Genomic DNA, 252 nt, shown 5'->3' on the forward strand with positions numbered 1-252 from the left:
ATCTTGCCGTGGTTGAAAACCTTCTTAAGAGCGAAAATAAAGACAAGTTAACTGCAATTCTTACCTACCATGTGGTATCAGGTAAAGTAATGGCTGCAGACGTTGTAAAATTAGACAGTGCAACGACCGTGCAAGGCCAGTCTGTGAATGTAACCACCAATGATGGCTCTGTCATGATCAACAATGCAAACGTAGTTATGGCAGATGTAAAAGCCAGCAACGGCGTGATTCATGTCATTGATACTGTTTTGT

1 protein-coding gene is annotated in these 252 nt (G+C 41.7%); it reads left to right on the forward strand.

Annotated elements, in window-relative coordinates:
- Positions 1-252: fasciclin domain-containing protein (locus tag AAEY78_RS14190; RefSeq protein WP_352340056.1), on the forward strand; the 252-nt coding region annotated here is incomplete at both ends.

Origin of the sequence: Psychrobacter sp. 16-MNA-CIBAN-0192 (assembly GCF_040309565.1) — a bacterium.
Classification (GTDB): domain Bacteria; phylum Pseudomonadota; class Gammaproteobacteria; order Pseudomonadales; family Moraxellaceae; genus Psychrobacter.